Here is a 17691-nt window from a genome sequence, read left to right on the forward strand (position 1 = left end):
TGCGCTCCAAAGTGACCAGATAGAAAGTGGGTGACGTTAAAGGTGAACCTGATTTCGATGAAAGAAGAAATATTTTTTCAGCACGGGTTACCTTCGAAAAGTCATATTGTAATATGCTTATATTCAGAGTAATATGCCTGTGAGATAAAATTCTATGATATTTTACATATTCAGAATAATCGTTTAAAAATATCAGTTCATCGAAATTATAGAAACATTTATATTAAATATTCAGTATAATATATTGAAATGAATGTTAAACTTAAAACCATAAAACTATGACAATCTTGGGAATTTTGGCAATTATCTTCGGGCTTTTGATGCTCTTCTTTAAATCTGCGCTGTCGGGGCGAATGTCGTCATTTAGCGATCCAAATTCAGACAGCCGGTTACCGGCTTTTTTTATGCTCTTTTCACGAGGAACAGCATTGGCCACCGTTCTGGCAGGCGCTCTTTTGGTCGCCCTACCCTACATGTTTTTCTGGGCAGAGCCGGGTTATCAGTACTTCCTGGTCTACCCCACAGGTAACACCGGGGTGGAAATGGATCAGGGTATAAAATGGAGAGGTTTTGCGAAAATCACTCCCTGGCAAAAGTTCATTGACGTGAAGGTGTTGGCTGAAGGAGCCGACAGCAAGGAGATAGAGGGCGTAATGCGTCCGATACCTATCCGCTTTATCGATCAGGTAACGGCCACTGTGATGATCTCAGGCCGGTTCCAGTTGCCTTCCAACGAGGAGGACTTCATCAACATCGCTATCAAATACCGAAGCATGGATAACCTGGTGCAGAACACACTGATACCAACGATCAGGGAGCAGACCAACAACACTGGCTATATGTTCGCTGCGCAGGACTACATCTCGGGTGAGGCACAAAGCTTCAGGCAGACGCTGGATGAGCAGTTGAAGGATGGAGCCTATGCGGTGATCAAGATAGAATCGAAAGATACTGTTTTCAACGAAATACAGATGGACAGGGAAGACCGGACGATCAAGGAAATACGTGCCAGGTACACAGTGGAGAAAGTGTTGGAGAATGGTGTGCCGAAACGAATTCCGCATGAGCTGACTGAGAACAACATCATCGTGTCGCAGGTGATTGTGGATGATGTGGAGCTGGAGCCCACCTTCAAGCAGCGTTTGGAGGCCCAGCGTGACGAATCGGCCAAGCGGCAGATTGAGCAGCAGAAGGTAGAAACTGCCAAAGCCGCACAGTCGAGGATCATTGCTGAAGGTGAAAGAGACAAATCAGCCGAGCGGGTAACGCAGGAAAAGGAGCAGGTGAAGCAGCTGATTTCGATAGAAACCAAGCTGAAGCAGGAGCGCACGAACAAAGAGCTGGCAGCTATCGCTCTGGAAACTGAAAGGCTGAAATCAGAGCAGCGAAGAGTGGCAGCCGATGCACAGGCCTATGAAAACGCCAAACTGGTAACGGCTGGTCTTACGCCACAAGAAAGGGCCGAATGGGAATACAAGACTGCCATTGGTGTGGCAGGTGAAATAGCCAAGCTGAACTTCCCTCAAACGATGATTATGGGGAACGACGGCAAAGGCGGCACTCCCCTGGAAGCGCTCATTGGGGCGGCCATGTCGAAGCAACTGACACAGCCGAATAGTTTTAAAAACTAGGGTTAAGGTAAAACAAAAGCCGGTGTAACAGCCGGCTTTTTTGTTGGGTTAAATATTCCACCAGTAAGTAAACTTCAGCACGATGGCCCGATTTTTTACATTGAACAGGCCAGGCTCATAGGGCGTGGGCAGGTAATTGTCGGTATACACAATGAACAAATCCGACGCCGGAGCATAGCGCCACTGAATCCGTGCATTCAGGTTCACATTGTCCTGCTGATCGTTGTACTGCAAAAAGCCCGTGAGATAGAGCTTATTGGTCATGGTCACGTCGAGGCGTGGGCCAATCAGCCAGAACTTGGTGGTGTTCCATGGCTCTGACATCACAATCTTGTTGTAGCTCGAGCTCAGGGCAATGCTTACGTAAGGCTGGAACCGGTAGCCAATATCGGTGGTGAAGTTGAACCTTGTGCCGTCGTTGTAGTAACCACCGTAGCGGGTGCTGAACCCGTAGGTGAAAACACTTTGTGGCCGACTGCTGAACTCTGTACCCCACGAGGCCCAATTGTGCTTGCTGCCCGTTTGCAAACTGTCCTTGCCTGAGTTGGTGGGGTCAAATGGAAATAGCAGCTCCACATAATCGTAGCCTCTCCATACGGTGAACTTCTCTTGTTTTCTGAAAACAAAATTGTAGCTACCAAAAAGGGTGTTGTCGGTCAGGTAGAAGTCAGGTTTGAACACGGTGTAAGTACCAAGCGTAGGGCCGTGGCTGAGCAGTAGCTTGCCCTTTGGGAAGAAGTTGTAGCTTACCTGAGGCGAAAGGCGAATAAAATTTTTGCGGGGCACGTAACCAGCTTCGGCCGTGAAGTTTTTGCCCACATATTCGTGCTGCCATGCCACTGTCAGTTTCCTCCCGGAATACTGCAGGTTGGCAGCCTGGGTGAAGTCCTGCCCTTTCACGTCGGGGCTAAACGACTTAAGGAAGAGTGCTTTGCCGGTCAGCTTGTTGTTTGACGTGGCCAGGTTATACTCCAGGCCCATGTTGCGGTTGTACTGCGAGTAAACCGGCTTATCCGAGCTGAGATCAGGCGTGTAGTTGATCGACTCTTTGTTCACAAACAGGAAGCCTATATTAGAACGGGCAAACACCCGGCGTTGCAGCGCCATCACGGCAAAGTTTTGCGACGGAAGGGCGGTCTTTTCAACCTTTCCCGTTTGCATATCCATCAATCCAATCCGCCAGTTGCGGTTAATTCTTCCACTCAGTCTGGCGCCGAATTGAATAGGCACTCCCAGGCCAACTCTCCGGGAAAAGAACGGGCGAATGGAAGAGTAGCCAAAATTGGCAAAGAGGTCACCGTTTTCCAGAAAAAACTGTCGGCGTTCCGGGAAAAACAATTCAAAGCGATCGAGGTTGGTTACCTGCCTGTCTACATCCACCTGCGAGAAGTCGGGGTTGATAGTAAGGTCGAGGTTGAGGGAAGAGGTGAGCGCTATTTTGGCATCGGCTCCCACATCGCCGGTCACGTCGGCGTCGGTGCCTTCTTCATAGTTCTTCGTCACACGACCGAGTGTGTAGGGAATCACCGAGATGTTAGGCCCCGCTGCTGGTGGCGGCTGGTCCCAAACGAGTATGCCGGTGTAAGCCAGCGAAGCACTGGGAAACTGCCTTGGCACAGGCGCCCAGCTCGACTTCTCAGTCGTTTTCAGGTCGAGCCTGCTGAAGTTGATACCCCAGTTGGTGATGCCATTTTTGTATCGGATGCTTTTGAAAGGCACAGCCATTTCGAACACGTAGCGGTCGTCGTAATTTTTCACCGCCGAGGTCCATTTGTTGTCCCAGCTGAGATCTACCGAACCCCCGTTGTACATAATGCCATCCCATTGGGCACCAGCCGCATTGGCACCAAAACTGAAGCCATTGGTCTGATCGTCGAACGGATCCATGAACAGCAGGAAGTTGTCGTTCTTCCCGAAGCTAAAGTCCCGCCGCAGTGACTCCACGTAGTACGGGCCTTCTATTGGCCCATGAAAACAAGTGGCTATCAGATAGAGGGTGTGCTCGTCGTAGGTCATGCGCACATCGGTGCGCACCTTTGCAAAGCTGGTATCCATGGGCAGGATACTGAAGAAATCGGTGGCCACATCCGCATCGAGCCAGGCTTGTTCGTCCATGGCACCGTCGATAACTATTGGTGAAGAGGCCTTTTGGATATGGAGTTTGTAGTCTTCGTTTTTTTTCTGAGCTAAAGTGACATGCCATGTTAAACTGAATAGCGTCACCAGGAGTAAAAAATGCTTCACGTAGTAGGGGGTATTGTTTAAGAGGTTCGGGCAAAAGTAAAACCTTATTTCAAGTTTTGAACAACGGATTTGACCAACGGCCATAAGTCAGTTGATTATGGAGCCAGGTAGCATTTTCGTTCGCATGGCGACTAGCAAGTTCCATGTTTTTTCAGAAGTATTGCCTCCATCGGTGCTAGTCATATTTAGCCGCAATGAGGCTACATTTTTTTCAAGGCAAAAATTGAAGACTATTGCTTTTTCAAATAGAAAAGTTACTTGTGTTAATAGCTGGTATTCAATAATATGGGATGAAACGCATCGTCTTAATTGATGGGTGGTTGGAACTTGTTTGCGTAAATTCTATAGATTTATAACAGGTGCCAGAATTAATTCGGCGTTTTCAGTCTGGCAATATTTATCTTATTTGTTGGTATTTTACAATTTTTATTATAAATAATTATCCCATATCACTTTTAGCTGACTTTTTGTGGTATGGAATAGTTTTACGAAAGGTTAATAGTTAAGGCAGAATAACAGTGGAATTGGCTAAAACACCGGTTTTATTCTGCCGCTTTGAAGAGAAGAAAGATGCTATCGGAAGTTGACAAACGTATTATTGGGGGCTTTGTGACGGCACTTTTGCTTCTGGTTGTTACGATGTTCTTTTCCTACCGGAATATGTCACAATTTCGCTCCATCACCTTTGAAGTGTCGCACACACAAGAAGTGCTTTTTCAAATTGAAGGGATTTATTCAAATCTTCTTGAAATTGAGTCGAGTCGACGTGGCTTCCTGCTTTATGGAGAAAAATCCTTTGAGGATACGTACAAGCAAAGGAGCAGGGATATTGCCGTACACCTGGATAGCCTGAAAAAGTTGGTAGCCGATAATGCTGCTCAGCTTGGAAGTTTGGATACTCTGGGACAGCTAATAGCGCAAAAGATTGCATTGGGAACCATGGAAAGTGTGGGTATTGGCCAGCTTCCAGCTCCGCCGAATAGAAATTCGCTGACAGGAAAGCGGCTTACCGATGCCATCAGGCGGGTGTCGGAGGGTATGAAGAGCCGTGAACGAGACCTGCTAGGCAGGCGGGTAAGTCTTGCTAACGCTTCCAATCGCCAGTTCTACCAATTGTATGTGGCCTTTGGGTTGATTATTCTGGTGATCATTATCATTACACTATATATTTTTCGAGGCCGGATGAAGGAGCGTCAGGCTGCTGAAAATGCGCTACGACAGCGCTCCGAAGAGATAAGGGATTTGTACGACAACGCACCTTGTGGCTATCATTCTCTTGACGACAGGGGTAATTTTATTGAAATAAACAATACTTTGTTACGCTGGCTGGGGTACAACAAGGATGAGGTAGTATACAAGAAGAATTTCTCAGATTTTCTGAAGGAGGAAGAGCGGGAGGTTTTCAGATCGAATTTCCAACTGTTCAAAGAAGGCGGGAGGGCGGATGCTGTTGAATTCGAGCTTGTTAGAAGTAACGGTACTTCTTTCCCAGCTATATTGAATGCAACGGCTGTAGTTGACGGAAATGGAAAATTTATCAAGGATCGTGCTTCTATCTTCGATATCACTGCCAGAAAACAGGCAGAAGAAAAGGCTCATTTTTTGAATGCCGAGCTGGAAGCATTTAGTTACTCGGTTTCGCACGACTTACGTGCACCGTTGCGGTCAATTGACAGTTATACGAAGATTATTGCAGAAGAGTACAATGATAAACTTGACGACGAGGGTAAAAGACTGATCAGCATTGTAATGCGAAATGCTGTCCGGATGGCCCGGCTCATCGACGATTTGCTGGACTTTTCACGCCTCGGCCGGAAGGAGTTGGTAAAATCAACTTTTAGCATGAACTTCTTGGTGCAAAGTGTGCTGGAAGAAATGGAGGTAAGGAACGATGACCCCAGGATTTTCTTGAAAAATGAAATAGCGCTTGATGCCTGGGGGGATAAAAAAACGATACGGCAGGTTTGGTACAACCTTATCTCAAATGCGATCAAATACTCTTCCAAAGTTTACAGAACTGAGCTAACCTTTGGCTGTTATTCCGAATCACGCCGGCAGGTGTACTTCATAAAGGACAACGGCGTGGGGTTTGACATGGCCTACTATGATAAACTATTTGGTGTTTTCCAGCGGCTGCATAGTGCGAAGGAATACGATGGCACAGGAGTGGGCCTGGCCTTGAGTCATCGGATCGTTTCCAGGCACGGAGGGAATATATGGGCAGAATCTAGCCCGGGCAAAGGCGCAACATTTTACTTTAGTATACCTACCAAAAATACAAAAGATGATAGCTGAAACAGAGGGAGAGCCCTATTTAGTAATTGTAGACGACAGTGAGGAAGATGCAGAACTCACTACCAGAGTGCTCAAATCGGAAAAGTTGATCAAGAGCGTTGTGCATTTCTCTGATGGAGCGGCAGCGCTGGATTATTTCTTTTCAACTTCATTCAGAAGGCTCCCCGTTCTCATGTTGCTGGACCTGGACATGCCGAAGGTGGGTGGGCTGGAAGTTTTACGAAAGATAAAACAAGACGAACTAAAAAAACATATCCCTATCGTGATCATGTCATCCTGTGGAGATGATAACGTAGTACGGGAGTCTTACTCCCTCGGGGTAAATGGTTTCGTAAGGAAACACGTGCAGTTTGAGAGATTCAAACAGGAGATGCTGTGCGTTGGCGATTTCTGGCTGAGAACAAACTACTATCCGGGCAACCCGAACCAAACTGACCAATGAGCAAACCCAGTTCTTTGCGAATATTAATCCTGGAGGATTTCGAAGAGGATGCTGATCTCTTAAAGATCAATCTTAAGAGGCAAGGCGTTGTATTTGAAGACGTTGTTGTGGACAACAGGGATGATTATGTGACTCAGCTGAGTGTCTTCAAACCGGAGTTGGTGCTCTCCGACCACCTGCTTCCTCAATTTGATTCTACTGAGGCACTCAAAATTTGCAGAGAAAAGCTGGGTGATATACCCTTTATACTTGTGACTGGCACAGTGTCGGAAGAGTTTGCCGTGCTTTGCCTTAAGCAGGGTGCCGACGACTACATACTTAAAAGTAACCTGGCACGCCTTTCTTCGGCTATTTACAGTGCCATTAATCAAAAGGAAGGAGAAAGAAAACGTAAGGAAGCCGAGGACAACCTGAAAAAACAGAATCGACAACTGAAGAAAATCAATGGAGAGCTGGATAGCTTTGTCTATAGGGTGTCGCACAACCTCAGGGCACCACTTACTTCGGTACTAGGGCTTATTCAGCTATCGAAGCTAAACGGAGTGTCTCAAAATGAGGTCGAAAAGTACCTGAGCCTGATGGAACAAAGCGTCGTGAAGCTTGATAATACTGTACGAGGTATACTTGATTATTCACAAAACACCCGCAAGACCCTCGAGTATGTGGCGGTCGATCTTGATGAGATTGTTACTGAAAGTATATTCAATTTCAGGTACCTGGAGAGGTTTGACTCAATTGACATTCAGAAGGACATCAAACAAGATATTCCCTTTCATTCTGATGCGCTGAGACTCACTTTTATCTTTGATAACCTCATATCCAATGCTATAAGGTTTTCGAAAAAGCTAACAGATGATCCTCGCTTTATAAAAATATCGGCTGTAGTTGATGAAGAAAAGGCGATTTTTTCGGTCGAGGACAATGGAGTGGGCATTGACCCCGAATACCGGAATCAGGTCTTCAATATGTTTTTCAAAACATCTGAGTCGGGTGCCGGGCTTGGATTGTATATCGTTAAGGAAACTGTAGATAGGCTGAAGGGTAGCATAATTTTGAGTTCTGAGCCTGATAAAGGCACTAAGCTCACCATACAAATCCCGAATCATGCAGGTTGAGGAATAATCCGGTCAGGCAGGTCATACATTGCTGCCAATTCTTTCATTTTTTTATCAAGTGCTTCCGTGTAGTACTTCGGCATTTCATTTCGGTGCTCAAAGAAGCGCAAATACTTTTCAGTGAGATGTGGAAAGTGCTGTGCAATGGCATTCATCACAAGTACCTTGCTATCAGCAGTATTATGGCCAAACAGCGTCAGGCTGGCTGGCATCACGTACCGGGCACCCGCCCTTTGAAAGGCAGTCATCATTTCATGAAGGTGTTCGCCGGTATCGGACAGATGGGGTAGTAGCGGCATCAGGCTCACTCCCGCATGAAACTGCCGGGTCAGGCAGTCGCTGAGAGTGACGAGCCTTTTCGACGGTGGTGTTGCGCCAGGCTCAAAAACATGAGCAAGCTGGTCATCAACTGTCGAGAATGAAAAGGTAATCAGCAAGCCCGAGGGAGCTTTGTCTTTGAGGTCATCAGGCAAAATGGCCTTGCTTTTTATTTCCTCCAGCAAATCAAAATCTCTGGAGATAAGATCCGACTTGGTGATCATGTGCAGGGGGAACCTGTACTTTAAGATTACTTCAAGCAGGCTTCTGGTCAATTTAAAGGTCTTTTCTGCTTGTAAATAAGGGTCGGTTGCAGAGGAAAGCACTATGTAGCCGTACTGTCCTTTTCGGGCCCGCAGCGCCAGGGCCTTGTCAAGCAGTGCCGGTGCATTTTCCTTTACGGCCAGCTTTTCCTCCATATGCGTACCGTATTTACTACCTCTGATATAGCAGTAAAGGCAGTTGAAAGAGCAGCCGCTGTAGGGATTGACAGTGTAGTCGTCCAGAAACCAGGGGTCACGCCTTTTGGTTTTGTTGAGGATGGTTTTTGCCTGGATAAGCTGTGGCATGAGCCTTGGGATACATAGATTACTTCTTCTGTCCCCAACTATTTGGAAGCAGAAAACTAACTACTAAAAGTAAGCAATTCAGGCTTGTCTAGAAGTCTTCTGTGGAGAGGCTGAAGCTGTCTTTTTTGGAATCGAGCAAGCGCCCGGCCTCACATTTAAGCACCCGGCCCGGATATTTTTTCAGAAAGGCGTGGTTGTGAGTCGCCATCAGAATGGCCGTACCGCTGTTGTTGATTTCCAGAAAGAGTTTGAAAATGCCATCAGAAACGTCCGGGTCAAGGTTACCCGTAGGCTCGTCGGCCAGCAGTATAGCAGGCTCATTGATCAGCGCCCGGGCAATTACTACCCGCTGCTGTTCGCCACCCGAAAGCTGATGAGGCATTTTGTTGCCAACTGAGCCTAGCCCTACTTTCATCAGCACTTCCGACTCACGGGCCTTCATTTTGGACCGGTCAGTCCACCCGGTGGCCTTCATCACGAAGTTGAGGTTTTCGGAGACGGTTCTGTCGCTGAAAAGCTGAAAGTCCTGAAATACGATGCCTATTTTCCTGCGAAGGTAGGGTACTTTTGAGCTTTTGATGTTTCGGATTGAGTGACTTGCCACTGTGGCGTCGCCAAGTCTTAAAGCAAGGTCGGCGTAGAGGGTTTTAAGCAAAGATGACTTTCCGCTTCCTGTTCTTCCAATCAGGTAAACAAACTCGCCTTTTTCAATCTCAAACGTAATGTCATTTAGCACCGTGCTGTTTTCCTGAAACACAGTAGCATTACTTATCGCAACAACGGGTTCAGAACTAAATGACATTTTCAGAGGCTTAGCTTTTGGAGCTTGCCAAAAGGCAGCTCAGTGATCAATTTTTGAAGTGCTTCTTCCTTCCCCTCCAATCCGTACTTTTCAATATTTTTCAAAGGCCTGTCAGCCCTGAAATAGGCAATAAGCACAAAATTATCATCCCTCAGCTGGATGTAGTCTGGAATTTTGGCCTTGCCTTTCACTTTGATAATATACATATCTTCAATGGTAGATGAAGATACAACTGCTGAGACACTCATTTGTTAGGAGTTGCCTTTTTTGTAGTCGGCCAGAAATTTCTCCAGACCGCTGTCAGTCAACGGGTGCTTCAGCAGCGCTGTTATAACATTCAGCGGGCAGGTAACCACGTCGGCGCCTATTTCAGCACATTTGATCAGGTGCATGGTGTGGCGAACCGATGCAGCCAGGATCTGCGTTTCAAAAGCATAGTTGGTGTAAATCTGCACCATTTGCTCAATCAGGTCAAGCCCGTCATGAGAGATGTCATCGAGTCTTCCGATGAAAGGAGACACATAGCTGGCTCCAGCCTTCGCCGCCAGAATAGCCTGGCCTGAGCTAAATACCAATGTGCAGTTGGTTCTGATGCCCTCAGCAGAGAAAGCTTTGATGGCTTTCACGCCGTCACGGATCATCGGCACTTTTACAACAATTTTATCATCAATTTTGGCAAGCTCTTTTCCTTCCTTCATCATGCCTTCGAAGTCGGTAGAGATAACTTCGGCACTTACGTTGTCATCCACAATCTTGCAAATGGCTTTGTAATGAGCCAGAATATTTTCTTTGCCTGTAATGCCTTCTTTGGCCATCAGGCTTGGGTTGGTGGTTACACCATCCAACACGCCCAGGTCGTTGGCTTCTTTAATCTCGCTAAGGTTCGCTGTATCGATGAAAAATTGCATAGTATGAGGGGGTTTTAAGAATGCTTACAAAGCTAGTTAATCTCTGCTAAATTGTAAGGAGGGAAATAAAAAATGGCAAACCGAATATCGCACCGCTACAACCGCTTACCCTTGCTTCCTTCCGGACCTGGGGGATTCAGCAGGAGCTGGTCGTACCGATTTGCCGCTGCAAAGTTATGGAATTATTAATGGTAAAATCAAATAGAAAGCAAACTTTGATCGGATTGCCTTATTCCACCAGGCCTTTGAGGTACAGATTAAATTCGAGAGGGCTTCCTTCTTTGAATTCATCCGCCGCCAGGTCTTCGAAAATATCTTTGTCGAATACCCTTTTGGTTTTTTCTATCTGCCCATTGGCATGGACAATTAGTTCTGTGCCCCTAAAGCTCTCCGGGTTGACCTGAACCAGTATTTTGAAGCCCTCTAGCTCCTTTTTATAATATTGATGAATGATGTCTTTCATACCTGGGGTAAAGGTATGAAATGGAAACTACAGATCGTCTATTCTTCTGTAACTGCTCTCTCTGCTAACCGACACATCGTAAAATGTGTCGTCGTCATCATCGTCTGTGTCTTCGCTGGTTACAACCACCGTCTTTTCGTATGTGTTGTCCCACAGGTCAAAGTATAAATCGTCGAGTTCTCTTTCTGCTTCCATATCCTGTTGTTTGGAAGCAAGGTATGGTTGGTGGTTTACAACTATCGAAATTATTTTTTAATCTTAAGTGAAATATTGGTAACAATGACCACACCTAAAGTGAAGGAACAGTTTGAGACAGAAAGACTTAAAATAAGAAAGATTGTGCCCACTGACACGCCCCACGTGTTCGATACTTATGCATCGGTTAAAAAATCGACCAGATACATATCGTGGCCTACTCACAAGTCCGTAGAAAAAGATACGCTGCCTTTTGTGGACTACGCCCTACAAGCTTGGAATGCAGGCACTGACTTCACTTACCTGATTTTCGACCTGAGTGGCATCCCTGTTGGCTCAATTGGTTTTATCAATGAAAAAGGCAGAGTGTCCTTTGGCTATATTCTTGGGCCGGCTTTTTGGGGCAAGGGCTTTATTGTGGAGGTGCTGAACGAAATGCTGCCCTGGTTTGCCGCCCAGGTTTGGGTGTATCGCTTGTGGGCGTGCTGCGACGTGGACAACACCGCCTCGAAGCGGGTGCTGGAAAAGGCTGGGCTTCAATTTGAAGGGCGAATTGCCGACTGGGCGATTTTTCCCAATCAAAAATTCAAGAGCAAAGACTGTTTCTTTTTTCACTATCCTTTAAAGAAGAGGTAGCTTTTGCAGCGAGGGCTGAGTAGCATCGGAAATATTCACTTTGTCGAGTAGTTCATCCTCCAAAGCTGATGCCCATGTTGACAGGTACTTCACCACATCGTCTCTGTGGTTGTGGCGGAGGTTCCGATCCGTCAGGGGAAGCTTGCCAAGCACTTCCTGGTCAGAAAGCCTTTCCAGATGCACAAGATCTTCCCTGTCAAGTCCTGCACTCAGCATTTCGCTAATGAGCAAGTCCATTGGCATGCCGCTGGTGGGACAGAAGTCGTTGATTTGATCCGACCAGTCGCCATGGCCTCTCATCGCATAGGCATGGATATCGGCCCTGGTCAGCTGAGTGATTTCCTGGGCCAGATTGCCGCAGTTGCAGCTTCCCATATGGCCCCACATATAGTCGTTGCCCTTTTTTAGTTTTTCGGCCGTCCGACGAATCGCCTGAATCAGGGCCGCATTTGCTTTAGCCATCCTTCTCTTTTTTGATGGAAAATTTAATCATCTGCTCGATATTTTGCTAACTATGCGTGCACCTTATTTGTTTGCTTTCTCATGGCTTTCGGCCCATACCAGAGCCAAAAACCGGTGATTGTAAACACTAGGAGAGCCAGGCCAATGACTGTGGTGTATGAAAGCTTAAAAAGGCCTTTCTGCCATCCAAAAGCATCGTCGACAATAGAACCGTCGTGGATGTGCTCGATCAAATCTGATAATCTGGTTTCGGTATGCAGCACCTCCCCCGTGGTGCAGTCGATCTGAAGGCTTTGATAATGATCAGTAAACAAGATTTTCACTATCCCCTTGTCGGGCCGGATGTCAAGCCTGTCAATTGTAGGGGAAAGCGAGGCGTCTATGGAGTCGTGAAGGTATGTTTGGGCAATTGTCATTATTTCACTCATTGGTTTCCATTCCTGCTGGTTCTCTGACTGCCCGGTTCGGGTTTTGGCCAGGATCAAGTCGCCCGAATGTTTTTTCCACCCGAGCAGCAGGCCTGATATGGAAACAAAGAAGAAGAATACGAAGAGGAATGCGCCAGTTAGGCGATGCACCTTTCGGAAAACTCTCAACACTTTTGCTTGCGCCTTGCGGGATGCGTTGGCTTCGGAGTTGCTCATTTTAATTTCCTTGCTGTTTCTGCGAAACTATCCGATACAGGAATTTATTCCCTTCCGGCTATGGAAATTGTGAAAGGAAGTTGCGGGTTCATGGCCGGAAACCGGTAATGGTAGAGGGCAATGGTACATTCGTCGTGAAGGAACCACTAAAATTTGCTAATATTGCACTTCAACTTAAATTTGCACCGCAAAACATAATTACAATGGGAAGAGGAGATAAAAAGACGAGAAAAGGAAAAATTACAATTGCTTCTCACGGCAATTCCAGGCCAGCTAAAGAGAAGAATGAGAAAACCAAAATCCAGAGCCCAAAGGAGTCATAAACTCTTTACAGGTTTTTGGTACGTATGAATGTCTCATGGGAAAGACAATAAATCTTGCCTTTGAGACATTTTAATTTAAAAGGAATCCAAATGAGGTTTTTTCGGATTTTGATCTTCATTGCGGCTTGCCTGTCCGGGGTTTCTGTATCGGGCCAGGAAATTGATGAAACGGCTACAGCGCCCACCGGCAGCAGTAAAGGAGGCGCATGGGGCTATTTTGGCTTGCGTGGAGGTGCGCATTTCAGTGAAGTGCTTTTCAGCGACACGTTCAGGCCTGTGATTATGCAAACTAGTTTTGTTTACGGTAAACAATATGGTGCCGTAGGAAAACTCTTTCTGGCGGAACATGCGGGCATTCAAATGGAAGTGAACTACATCGAGAAGGGCTACAAACAACTCCTCGACTCTGGTTTTTACACCACCAAAATGAATTATTTGGAGATCCCCTTGCTGATGAATGCCTATCTCGGAAAGCAAAAGACTCAATTTTTTGTGAACATGGGTCCCTATCTGGAGATATTCCTCAATCAGAAGGACGAACTGCAGGGCGTAGTAAAAGATGGTGAAGAGTTTTATCGGTTTGACCCGAATGTTGATCGAACCATTGGCTATGGGCTCAGAGCATCGGGAGGGCTCAATAGACTTTTCAGCTTCGGGCTGCTACAACTGGAGGGAGGCCTTGAGGTCACCATCAGCGATATGATTTTTTCAAACAGGCTCATTTCTACTATCCCCGACGGCTCCAAGCACCTGGTAGGCTTTGTGTCTTTGGCCTACATGATTCCCATGGGCAAAAAACCAGAAGCTCGAGGGAAATAATATCTTCGCTTTTTTCCAATTTATTCTGTTTGATTCAAGCACACTTGCAAGTGTGCAAATAGTGCTGTTCTCTTTTCTGTTACGTGCTTGTTTCGAAGCAATGTGTCGAAGAGTGGCGACGCCGGGAAATGACGAATCGCCTGACAAATGCCGCCGAAATCGTTTGTTTAATTAAGTCATTGTTAATATTGCTCGCATTTCTTTGCATTTCATCTAACGAAGTGATTAATTTTGTGCATAATTATTAAAGATATTATTACTCCATTAAGCATTACAAATTATGGCTACTTCAGCTAATGAGAAAATTGAGATGGCTTGCGTTGAGGCACGTGAGAAGCTCGCACAACTTGGGATTGAAGAGAAAATTCAAGCGGAGTTGGACTGGGTACTTGGAAGTTTCAGGAATGACCAAAACTCGTCTGGATTGTATGAGATAGGAGCAAAGGCTTTGAAGGCACTTGTGAAATATAAAAAAGACAAACCCAAAGCCGTTACTAAGAAAATGATTGACGAGCTTGAAAAGGCACTGAAAACGAAGTAATTTTTTTGGTACTACAACAGAGCTGTTTCAATAGGCAGTTGCGAATTTGGTAGTAGACCAAATGTCGATATATTGAGAGTGCGCCTTTCTTTCAATCAGGTTGGTCGGGTAACTACCTTTGAAACAGCTTTTTCTTCACTTCCCATCCCAAGATTTCACAAACCTTTAATCACAGTTCTGCTCCGTGCTGGATCATAATTGCTATTTTTGTTCCGTCAGCGATTTTAGGCGCACCCATGGTTCAATGAAAGGAAGGAAGATACTTTTTATACTACTGTTCTTAATGAGCGGGTCGGTGCCCCCCTTGTTCGGGAGACATTTTTACCAGGAACCGGCGAAACCATCTCACGATCACGTCTCGCTTGTCGACAGCATTAACCATCTTGCCGGCGTTTTCCTTAGAACGGAGCCTGATTCCGCTCAGGCATTAATCACCGAATCACTGGAAGTTTCCCGACAGTACGACTACACTGCAGGCGTTGCGAGGGCTTTATTTCTACAGGGTAACTATTACCAGAACAGAGGCCAGCTTGAGCTTGCCTACAGGACTTTTTACGAGTCGCTTCAACTTCATGAATCTGAGAAGGACAAAAAAAGCGTAGCGGAATGTTATAATAGCATCGGCGATGTTTTCAGAAGGCAAAAGAACTACAAGGAAGCAAGCAGAAACTATGATTTGTCCTTTGCTTTGGCCAACGAAATAGGAGATTCAGCACTAGTCTCGGAGAATATCAACAATTTTGGCGACGTTTTCAGAGATCAAAAAGACTACGATGCGGCTATTCTTCGGTACAATGAGGCACTCGAAATTGATCTGAAAATAAACAATGGATACGGCGTAACCGATGGCTATAATAACCTGGGCGATGTGTATCTCTACCTGGCAGACTACGACCAGGCCATATCGTACTACAATCGTGCCCTGAGGCTGGCAGAGTCAATGAATAATCAGCTGGAGGTGGCAGACAACCTCAATAAACTGGGCCGGGCTTATGCTGCAAAAGACGACCTGGAAACTGCTTTGTTTTACTCGAAGCTGGCAGCCACGGTAAGCGGCAGAATCAGGCTAACTGAGGAGCTTATGGAAGCCTACTACAGCCTGGCGGAGGTGTACCAACGGGTGGGCAGGTATGACAAGGCACTTGAGAGCCATATGCTGTATTCCAAGTTTCAGGACTCACTGCTTGACGTTAGGTCCGTTCGCAAAATATCGGAACTACAGTTTTTGTTTGAATCAGAGAAGAAGGACAGTGAAATTCTATTGAAAGAAGCAGAACTTGAAACACAGTCCGTTCAGCTCAAATGGCTGATTACGGCGGTTATACTGCTGATCATTTTGGCACTGGTGTTTTATCGAAACTACATTTCAAAGCAAAGGGTAAACAACAAGTTGATTGCTCAGCAGGAGGAAATCAAACGCCAGACCGAAAGACTGGAAGAAAAGAACCGACAGCTGAAAATTATCAATGAAGAAAAAAATGAAATCATTGGCATGGTAGCGCACGATTTGAGAGCACCGATCAACCAGGTCATGTCGGTGGTTAACCTTATGCACTACGAAAAGGAATCATTTTCCGACGATATGGTTTCCTATCTGAGCATTATGGAACGGGCTACTACGAGAATGAAATTCATGGTGAGCGAGATTCTTGATGCGGAAGCGATAGAAAACTCGACTTTCAATATGGATATTGAAAATGTCGACCTGTGCGAAATTATTGAGGAGGAGAAGAAGAATTACCGGTTATATGCCGACAAGAAAAAGTTAAAACTGACTACTGAACTGGTGGGAAACCCAGCTTGCGCCAGGGTTGATAAAAATATCTACCGGAATATAATAGAGAACCTGCTTTCCAATGCGCTGAAGTACTCTCCAGAAGGAAAAGAGATCAAGTTGATTCTCCGGTTTGAGGCTGACAGGGTTGTCACTTCGGTGAAGGACGAAGGGCCTGGGTTGAGTGACGAAGATATGAAAAGGGTTTTCGGAAAATACCAGAGACTAAGTGCTCAGCCAACGGGAGGTGAGGAAAGCATCGGGCTTGGGTTGTCGCTGGTGAAAAAATTCACTGAAGCCATGAACGGAGAGGTGTGGTGTGAAAGCACAGAAGGAAATGGCGCCGAATTTTTTGTGTCATTTGAAAAAGTAACTTCCAATTCAAACAAATAAACATCAATGTATCTAGCTAAAAGAATTCTTATGCTGCTGTTAGTAATAGTGGCATCCTGCAATCCTCCAAAGGAGGTTTCTACTCAACCTGAGAAAAAGGCGGTGAAGAATGTGATCTTCATGGTAGGTGATGGCATGGGGCTTACACAAGCCACCGCAGGCTTGGTTGCCAATGATTTCAAGCTTAATCTTGAGAGGGTGCAATATGTTGGGTTAAGCAAAACTTTTTCCAGCGATGCATTGATAACCGACTCAGCGGCTGGCGCAACTGCTTTTTCCATTGGAGAGAAAAGCTACAACGGAGCCATTGGTGTTATGCCCGATTCAACTTCGAGAGAAACGATTCTGGAGACAGCCGGAGCTAAGGGACTTGCTACAGGTCTTGTTGTCGTATGCACCATTACCCATGCTACCCCGGGTTCCTTTTATGCTCATCAGCCATCGAGAAACATGCATGAGGAAATTGCTTCCGACATGATCGATTCGCCTCTCAACTATTTTGTTGGAGGGGGAAGAAAGTACTTCGCCACTCGCAAAGACAGCAGCAGCATATTGCCTGCTTTGGAGGAAAAAGGCTTCAGTTTTGTAGAAAGCCTGGAGGCATTCAAAAGTAGTGCATCGGAGAAAATTGGCTATTTCATAGCTGATGGGGAGCCTGCTCCCGTGGCAGAAGGCAGAGGGCCGATCTTGAGCGATGCGGTAGAAGCGATGCTTCCAAAATTAGCCAGCGACCCAGAGGGCTTCTTTTTGGTCGTAGAAGGTTCTCAGATTGACTGGGGTGGGCACTCCAACGACTCTGACTATATCACCTCTGAGATGATCGACTTTGACAACGCTATAGGCAAAGTGCTCGACTTCGCTGCTAAAGATGGTAATACGCTGGTGGTGATTACTGCTGACCATGAAACGGGCGGGTATTCGCTCACCGAATCAGAAGATCCGTGGAAGTTTGAGCCCAAGTTCACTACTGGGCATCACACCGCTACCATGGTTCCGGTGTATGCTTTCGGAGCCGGTTCGGAAGCGTTTGCTGGCATCTACCACAACACGGAAATTTACCACAAGATGATGAAGGCCTACGGCTGGAAATAGCTTGCCATGTGTTTTGAGCTTCTGG

General features: G+C 46.1%; 19 protein-coding genes. 10 read left to right on the top strand and 9 right to left on the bottom strand.

The window, feature by feature from the left end; translation table 11 throughout:
• Positions 1-278 precede the first annotated feature (278 nt).
• On the top strand, positions 279-1631 hold the full coding sequence (locus RT717_RS02605; RefSeq protein ID WP_317490190.1) for an SPFH domain-containing protein: 1353 nt from the start codon (positions 279-281) through the stop codon (positions 1629-1631).
• A gap of 48 nt (positions 1632-1679) precedes the next feature.
• On the opposite strand, the gene RT717_RS02610 is transcribed toward RT717_RS02605, so the two are convergent.
• A complete protein-coding gene (locus tag RT717_RS02610) occupies positions 1680-3875 on the bottom strand; it encodes a DUF5916 domain-containing protein (protein WP_317490191.1) in 2196 nt (731 codons plus the stop codon).
• A gap of 555 nt (positions 3876-4430) precedes the next feature.
• On the opposite strand from RT717_RS02610, the gene RT717_RS02615 reads away from it, so the two are divergent.
• The 3 genes from RT717_RS02615 to RT717_RS02625 are packed head-to-tail and all read left to right on the top strand — an operon-like array spanning position 4431 to position 7727.
• Positions 4431-6170 (top strand): CHASE3 domain-containing protein, encoded by a 1740-nt coding sequence (locus tag RT717_RS02615; protein ID WP_317490192.1) that lies wholly within the window; start codon positions 4431-4433, stop codon positions 6168-6170.
• On the top strand, positions 6160-6612 hold the full coding sequence (locus tag RT717_RS02620; RefSeq protein WP_317490193.1) for a response regulator: 453 nt from the start codon (positions 6160-6162) through the stop codon (positions 6610-6612). Before RT717_RS02615 ends, RT717_RS02620 begins: the two co-directional genes overlap by 11 nt.
• The gene (locus tag RT717_RS02625; protein WP_317490194.1) at positions 6609-7727 is read left to right on the top strand and encodes a sensor histidine kinase; all 1119 of its coding nucleotides are present in this window, start codon (positions 6609-6611) and stop codon (positions 7725-7727) included. The genes RT717_RS02620 and RT717_RS02625 overlap by 4 nt, the downstream gene beginning before the upstream one ends.
• Here RT717_RS02625 and RT717_RS02630 read toward each other — a convergent pair.
• The 6 genes from RT717_RS02630 to RT717_RS02660 all read right to left on the bottom strand — a co-directional run bounded on the left by RT717_RS02630 (position 7715) and on the right by RT717_RS02660 (position 10982).
• Entirely contained in the window at positions 7715-8614 is a 900-nt protein-coding gene (locus RT717_RS02630) for an SPL family radical SAM protein (protein WP_317490195.1), read from the bottom strand. The genes RT717_RS02625 and RT717_RS02630 overlap by 13 nt on opposite strands.
• An 88-nt stretch (positions 8615-8702) precedes the next feature.
• The gene (locus RT717_RS02635) at positions 8703-9416 is read right to left on the bottom strand and encodes a cell division ATP-binding protein FtsE (protein WP_317490196.1); all 714 of its coding nucleotides are present in this window, start codon (positions 9414-9416) and stop codon (positions 8703-8705) included.
• 2 nt (positions 9417-9418) lie between these two features.
• Positions 9419-9622 carry a fructose-6-phosphate aldolase gene (locus RT717_RS02640; protein ID WP_152000535.1) on the bottom strand — a complete coding sequence of 68 codons (204 nt, stop codon included), beginning with the start codon at positions 9620-9622 and terminating at the stop codon, positions 9419-9421.
• Between the two features lie 45 nt (positions 9623-9667).
• Positions 9668-10324, bottom strand: a complete 657-nt coding sequence (fsa, locus tag RT717_RS02645) for a fructose-6-phosphate aldolase (protein ID WP_152000509.1) — start codon at positions 10322-10324, stop codon at positions 9668-9670.
• A gap of 229 nt (positions 10325-10553) precedes the next feature.
• A complete protein-coding gene (locus RT717_RS02655; protein WP_317490197.1) occupies positions 10554-10787 on the bottom strand; it encodes a hypothetical protein in 234 nt (77 codons plus the stop codon).
• A gap of 27 nt (positions 10788-10814) precedes the next feature.
• Positions 10815-10982, bottom strand: coding sequence for a hypothetical protein (locus RT717_RS02660; RefSeq protein ID WP_317490198.1), 168 nt, complete (start codon positions 10980-10982; stop codon positions 10815-10817).
• Positions 10983-11066: 84 nt separating this feature from the next.
• Here RT717_RS02660 and RT717_RS02665 point away from each other — a divergent pair, with 84 nt between their 5' ends.
• Positions 11067-11618, top strand: a complete 552-nt coding sequence (locus RT717_RS02665) for a GNAT family N-acetyltransferase (RefSeq protein ID WP_317490199.1) — start codon at positions 11067-11069, stop codon at positions 11616-11618.
• On the opposite strand, the gene RT717_RS02670 is transcribed toward RT717_RS02665, so the two are convergent.
• Both RT717_RS02670 and RT717_RS02675 read right to left on the bottom strand, forming a co-directional pair.
• Positions 11604-12080, bottom strand: coding sequence for a hypothetical protein (locus RT717_RS02670; RefSeq protein ID WP_317490200.1), 477 nt, complete (start codon positions 12078-12080; stop codon positions 11604-11606). The two genes, RT717_RS02665 and RT717_RS02670, sit on opposite strands and share 15 nt — an antisense overlap.
• A 50-nt stretch (positions 12081-12130) precedes the next feature.
• A complete protein-coding gene (locus RT717_RS02675; RefSeq protein ID WP_317490201.1) occupies positions 12131-12724 on the bottom strand; it encodes a PepSY domain-containing protein in 594 nt (197 codons plus the stop codon).
• A gap of 203 nt (positions 12725-12927) precedes the next feature.
• Between RT717_RS02675 and RT717_RS02680 the strand changes: the two genes are divergently transcribed.
• From RT717_RS02680 to RT717_RS02700, 5 genes are all read left to right on the top strand, one after another.
• Positions 12928-13047, top strand: coding sequence for a 30S ribosomal protein THX (locus RT717_RS02680; protein ID WP_152000514.1), 120 nt, complete (start codon positions 12928-12930; stop codon positions 13045-13047).
• Positions 13048-13137: 90 nt separating this feature from the next.
• Positions 13138-13866: a porin family protein gene (locus tag RT717_RS02685; protein ID WP_317490202.1), complete on the top strand. Its 729-nt coding sequence runs from the start codon at positions 13138-13140 to the stop codon at positions 13864-13866.
• Positions 13867-14146: 280 nt separating this feature from the next.
• Entirely contained in the window at positions 14147-14407 is a 261-nt protein-coding gene (locus tag RT717_RS02690) for a hypothetical protein (RefSeq protein ID WP_317490203.1), read from the top strand.
• Between the two features lie 244 nt (positions 14408-14651).
• Entirely contained in the window at positions 14652-16574 is a 1923-nt protein-coding gene (locus RT717_RS02695) for an ATP-binding protein (RefSeq protein ID WP_317490204.1), read from the top strand.
• Between the two features lie 6 nt (positions 16575-16580).
• Entirely contained in the window at positions 16581-17666 is a 1086-nt protein-coding gene (locus tag RT717_RS02700; protein WP_317490205.1) for an alkaline phosphatase, read from the top strand.
• The last annotated feature ends 25 nt before the right edge of the window (positions 17667-17691 follow it).

The organism is Imperialibacter roseus (genome assembly GCF_032999765.1).
GTDB classification, from domain to species: Bacteria; Bacteroidota; Bacteroidia; order Cytophagales; family Cyclobacteriaceae; genus Imperialibacter; species Imperialibacter roseus.

Bases quoted from the DNA above. Each gene is read 5' to 3' on its own strand.
- RT717_RS02605 (WP_317490190.1), top strand. From the start codon at position 279: ATGACAATCTTGGGAATTTTGGCAATTATCTTCGGGCTTTTGATGCTC.
- RT717_RS02620 (WP_317490193.1), top strand. From the start codon at position 6,160: ATGATAGCTGAAACAGAGGGAGAGCCCTATTTAGTAATTGTAGACGAC.
- RT717_RS02625 (WP_317490194.1), top strand. From the start codon at position 6,609: ATGAGCAAACCCAGTTCTTTGCGAATATTAATCCTGGAGGATTTCGAA.
- RT717_RS02630 (WP_317490195.1), bottom strand. From the start codon at position 8,614: ATGCCACAGCTTATCCAGGCAAAAACCATCCTCAACAAAACCAAAAGG.
- RT717_RS02635 (WP_317490196.1), bottom strand. From the start codon at position 9,416: ATGTCATTTAGTTCTGAACCCGTTGTTGCGATAAGTAATGCTACTGTG.
- RT717_RS02640 (WP_152000535.1), bottom strand. From the start codon at position 9,622: ATGTATATTATCAAAGTGAAAGGCAAGGCCAAAATTCCAGACTACATC.
- fsa (WP_152000509.1), bottom strand. From the start codon at position 10,324: ATGCAATTTTTCATCGATACAGCGAACCTTAGCGAGATTAAAGAAGCC.
- RT717_RS02655 (WP_317490197.1), bottom strand. From the start codon at position 10,787: ATGAAAGACATCATTCATCAATATTATAAAAAGGAGCTAGAGGGCTTC.
- RT717_RS02660 (WP_317490198.1), bottom strand. From the start codon at position 10,982: ATGGAAGCAGAAAGAGAACTCGACGATTTATACTTTGACCTGTGGGAC.
- RT717_RS02665 (WP_317490199.1), top strand. From the start codon at position 11,067: ATGACCACACCTAAAGTGAAGGAACAGTTTGAGACAGAAAGACTTAAA.
- RT717_RS02670 (WP_317490200.1), bottom strand. From the start codon at position 12,080: ATGGCTAAAGCAAATGCGGCCCTGATTCAGGCGATTCGTCGGACGGCC.
- RT717_RS02675 (WP_317490201.1), bottom strand. From the start codon at position 12,724: ATGAGCAACTCCGAAGCCAACGCATCCCGCAAGGCGCAAGCAAAAGTG.
- RT717_RS02680 (WP_152000514.1), top strand. From the start codon at position 12,928: ATGGGAAGAGGAGATAAAAAGACGAGAAAAGGAAAAATTACAATTGCT.
- RT717_RS02685 (WP_317490202.1), top strand. From the start codon at position 13,138: ATGAGGTTTTTTCGGATTTTGATCTTCATTGCGGCTTGCCTGTCCGGG.
- RT717_RS02690 (WP_317490203.1), top strand. From the start codon at position 14,147: ATGGCTACTTCAGCTAATGAGAAAATTGAGATGGCTTGCGTTGAGGCA.
- RT717_RS02695 (WP_317490204.1), top strand. From the start codon at position 14,652: ATGAAAGGAAGGAAGATACTTTTTATACTACTGTTCTTAATGAGCGGG.
- RT717_RS02700 (WP_317490205.1), top strand. From the start codon at position 16,581: ATGTATCTAGCTAAAAGAATTCTTATGCTGCTGTTAGTAATAGTGGCA.